Below are 4,509 nucleotides of genomic sequence, written 5' to 3'. Positions count from 1 at the left end.
GTTCCAGGGGACCGGTGCCGGGCGACGGAGGTCCGCCCCTGGCGGGATACACCCTGCGCTACCTGCATGACCCTGCCCGGCACTGGCGGCAGCGCTACGACCGGTATGGCCCGGTGTCATGGGAGCGGACCTTCGGGCTGCGGGTGGTGAGCCTGCTCGGCCCGGACGCCACCGGCTTGGCGCTGCGCAACCATGACCAGGCATTCGCGAACGGCCCGGGGCAGCAACGGATAGCCGGGCCGTTCTTCCGGCGCGGATTGAGCATGCTCGACTTCGACGAGCACCGCCATCACCGTCGGATCCTCGCCGGCGCGTTCGCCCCGGACAGACTGCGCGGCTATCTCGCCGGGATGAACCCGTCCATCGAACGGGGCGTCGCGGGGTGGCGGCCGGGCGCGAGGTTCCAGGTTTATCCCGCGGTCAAACAGCTCACCCTCGAACTGGCGACCGGGATCTTCATGGGTGAACGGCTGGGACCGGAAGCCGACCGGTTCAACGCCGCGCTGTTCGCCTGCATCCGCGCGCCGGGCGCGGTGGTCCGCGTGCCGGCACCCGGACTACGTTGGTCGCGTGGCTTGGCCGGGCGCCGGTACCTGGAGGAGTTCCTGCGGCTGCGGGTGCCCGCGAAACGAGCCGGGAGCGGCACCGACATGTTCAGCCGGCTCTGCCACGCCGAGGCCGAGGACGGCAGCAGGCTGAGCGACGACGACGTCGTCAACCACATGATCCTGATGATGGTGGCCGCGCACGACACGTCCACGATCACGATGACCAGCATGAGCTACTATTTGGCACGGCATCCGGAGTGGCAGCAGCGGTGCCGCGAGGAGTCGCTCGCCCTCGGCACGCCAGCGGTGGACCATGCCGACCTCGATCGGCTGCCGTCACTTGCTCTGGTCATGAAGGAGGCGCTGCGCCTGGTCACGCCGGTGCCGATCCTCCTGCGCGCCACAGTGAAAGACATCGACGTGCTCGGCGTCACGGTGCCCACCGGTACCGTGGCCGCCCTCGCGCTCGCCTTCACCCACCAGATGCCGGAGTACTGGCCGAGCCCGGAACGGTTCGACCCGGAGCGGTTCGCGGACCATCGTCGCGAGGACAAGGTACATCCCTACGCCTGGCAACCGTTCGGTGGCGGGCCACATACCTGCATCGGTCTGCACTTCGCCGGCCAGCAGGTGAAGGCGATCCTGCACCAGATGCTGCTGCGGTACCAGTGGAGCCTGGCACCGGGCTACCGGATATCATTAGACCGTTTCCCGCTGCCTGTTCCACGGGACGGGCTACCGGTCCAGCTGGAAAAGATTTCCTGACCACCTGACCGACCCTGTCACCCCTCGGGATTCACGTCGGAAAGAAGCGGTACCGCGGGTATTTGCGGCAGTTCGACCGGGCGCAGAAGGCTTCGTTGCCCCGGAGGAGCGCCGGAGACGATGACCTACTCCGCGACGTTTACTACGACCCGTACAGCACCGAGATCGACTCCGACCCGTACCCACTCTGGAAACAGATGCGGGATGACGACGAGGATCGCGCCGCGCAGGCGGTGAACTTCGACTGGGAGGAGTTCGGGGACTACATCGACTGGCGGGTCGAGCACCCGTCCGAGCCCGTGCGTGTCTCGTAGCGTCCCGTAAGGCCCGGCGGCCAGCCCCGCTGCCCGCGTGGCGTCCCCGGCCCCGCCTCACCGGCATCGAAAGTCCGTTCCCGTGCGGCTGGGTCCGGCACCCTCCGCCGAGGACGGGGGCCGATAGGGCAGCCCGGATCGCCACGGGACGAGGATCCAGTTCCTTGGGCGGAACGAGATCTTTCCAGGCGGCGAATGCGCCTCCTGCCACCCCGGCCGGCGACTACAGCACGTCACCAGCAGTCGTCGGGTGCCCGGGCATCAGGGACGTGCGTTGGCTTCGGTCCTGGCGCGGAGGCCAGGCCGGGCGAGTGCGTGTCGGGAGAGCTTCGAGGGCCACCAGATCTTCGGACCGAGGTCATGACTCAGTGCCGGCACGAGGACCGAGCGGACCAGAACCGTGTCCAGCAGCACCCCGAAGGCCACCGAGAAACCCAACTGGGCCAGGAAGACCAGCGGGAGGACGCCGAGTACGGCGAACGTCCCGGCGAGGACGATCCCGGCCGAGGTGATGACCCCGCCCGTGACCGCGAGGCCGCGCACGATGCCGCTACGGGTGCCGTGGATGAGGGTCTCCTCCCGGACCCTGGTCATCAGGAAGATGTTGTAGTCGATCCCCAGGGCGACGAGGAAGATGAACGCGAACAGCGGGAAGCCGGGATCCGCGTTGGCGAACCCGAAGACGTGGTTGAACACCACCGCGCTCACGCCCAGCGTCGCGGCGAACGAGAGCACCACCGTCGCGATCAGGAGGACCGGGGCGAGCAGTGCCCGCAGCAGGACGCCGAGCACAAGGAGGATGACGACCAGCACGATCGGGATGATCAGATTGCGGTCGTGGCGCGAGGCGTTCTGGGTGTCGAGATTGATCGCCGGCTGGCCACCGACCAGGGCGTCCGCCCCGGGCACCTCCCGGACGACCCGTCGGATCTCAGTGATCGTGTTGTAAGCCTCGGCGGTGTCATAGCGGTAGACGATGGCGGCGTCGATGGCGATTCGACCGTCGACCGGGGCGACCTGGACCGACGCGGGTGCGCAGCCGTCGGGACCCCTCGCCGCCGGGCGCCCGCCGGACGCCGACCGGGCGGCGAGTTTGGGGTAGTCGACCTCCACGCAGACCGAGCCGGGAGCGGTGGCGACGCCGTCGACCTTCCGAACGGCGGCGATGACGTCCGCGGCGGCAGCGGTGTTGGTGATGATGACGGCCGGGGCGCCCTCCCCCTGGCTGAAGTTGGCGTCGAAGATCTCCTGGCCGACGATCGCCTCCGGCCGCCCCGTCAGGCTGTCCGTCGTCGACAGGCCGTCGACCTTCAGGGTGACGATCAGGGACGAGCAGGCCACCAACACGACCGTCGTGACGATCCAGGCCCACCGGGCCCGGCGGACGAGACCCCCGGCGAAGCGTGCCCAGAGACCGTGACCGGTGAGGTCGACCTGGTGGTCGACGCGGGGAATGCGAGGCCAGAAGATCCAGCGTCCGGCGATCACCAGGAACACCGGCAGGAAGATCAGCATGATCAGGGCCGTACAGGCGATGCCGATCGCCGCTACCGGCCCGAGGCTGCGGGTGGAGTTCAGCTCACCGAGGATCAGGCAGAGCAGACCGAGGATCACCGTCGCCGCCGAGGCGATGATCGCCGGAGCGGCGCCCCGCCAGGCCGCAATCATCGCCTGGACCCGGCTGGGGTAGGTGTGCAACTCCTCCCGGTAGCGGCTCACCAGCAGCAGTGCGTAGTCGGTGCCGGCGCCGATGACCAGCACCGACAGGATGCCCTGACTCTGCCCGTTGAGGGTGAGGACGTCGTTCTTGGCCAACGGGTAGATAATCAGCGCCGAGACGCCGAGCGCGAGCACCGCGCTGAACAGCGGGAAGAACCACAGCACCGGGCTGCGGTAAACGAACAGCAGGATGCCCACGACGACAAGGCCCGCGGCGAGCAGCAACAGCCCATCGATGCCGGAAAACGCCTCGATGAAGGCGACGAGCAGACCCCCCGGCCCGGCCGGGTGCACGGCGAGACCGGCCGGTGCCCCGTCGCGGGCGGCCGCGACGACAGCCTTCTCGACGTCGACGAGTTCATCACCCTTGACCTCCCGGCCGTCGTCCTGGGCGACGAGCGGCACGGCCACGGCGGCCACAGCGCCGTTGCGGGCAAACTGGGGCGGCCCGAGCTGACCGGCGTCCACCCCGTGGATCCCGGCGAAGGACCTCACGTCGGCGGTGATCTTAGCTTTGTCCTGCGCGGTCAGCCCGCCCTGGCGATCGTAGACGACGAAGCCGGGAATCGTCTGCACAGAGCGGAACTGCCGCGACGCGGTGTCGACCTTGGTCGACTCGGCCGAGTTCGGGAGGTAGGCGGCGTTGTCGTTCTTCTGGACCTCGCTGAGCTTGCCCTGGTAGGACCCGCCGACGCCGCCGAGCAGGAGCCAGCCGACAGCCAGGACCGCGAAGACGTAGACGATGCGTGGCCGGCGGGCGCGCGCCGGACGGCCACCGGAACCGGCGGGGCCGGAAGCAGAAGCAGGGCCGGAAGCAGAATCCGCCGGGGTACCGTTGCCGTCCCCGGGAGCGTTCCGCACCGCATCGGCCCCGGCGACGGCCGGCCCCGGCGGGAACTGTGCCGCTGGTGGTGCCGGCGCTGGCGGGGATGGTGCTGCCGGCGGGGTCTCCGCCCGTGCCGCCGACCCGCCGCCGCCCCCGACCTCGGACTCGTCCCCGCTGGTCATGCCCGTCTCCCCACGCCGAACGCACATCCTGTCCCAACGATGGCGATTCTGGCGCATGCCACCGACAGAACCCGTCGGCCCCACCGGCCGACGGGCGAAGAACCGATGAAAACCTTCACGTCAGGGATGTGACCCGCAAGTCCGGGGTGTGACTC

3 protein-coding genes are annotated in these 4,509 nt (G+C 69.3%); 2 read left to right on the top strand and 1 reads right to left on the bottom strand.

The window, feature by feature from the left end:
- Both AC08OP_RS21165 and AC08OP_RS21160 read left to right on the top strand, forming a co-directional pair.
- The coding region (locus AC08OP_RS21165; RefSeq protein ID WP_476615780.1) for a cytochrome P450 at nt 1-1,313 on the top strand (1,313 nt) is incomplete at its 5' end.
- Nucleotides 1,314-1,375: 62 nt separating this feature from the next.
- Nucleotides 1,376-1,627 carry a hypothetical protein gene (locus AC08OP_RS21160; protein ID WP_476615779.1) on the top strand — a complete coding sequence of 84 codons (252 nt, stop codon included), beginning with the start codon at nt 1,376-1,378 and terminating at the stop codon, nt 1,625-1,627.
- A gap of 261 nt (nt 1,628-1,888) precedes the next feature.
- Here AC08OP_RS21160 and AC08OP_RS21155 read toward each other — a convergent pair whose 3' ends face one another.
- A complete protein-coding gene (locus AC08OP_RS21155) occupies nt 1,889-4,354 on the bottom strand; it encodes an MMPL family transporter (protein WP_476615778.1) in 2,466 nt (821 codons plus the stop codon).
- Nucleotides 4,355-4,509 lie beyond the last annotated feature (155 nt).

It is taken from the genome of Frankia sp. CeRuru1, from assembly GCF_977966315.1.
This window is presented reverse-complemented; position numbering and strand designations above follow the sequence as displayed.

Coding starts and splice junctions, on each gene's coding strand:
- AC08OP_RS21155 (WP_476615778.1), bottom strand. CDS start 4,354: ATGACCAGCGGGGACGAGTCCGAGGTCGGGGGCGGCGGCGGGTCGGCG.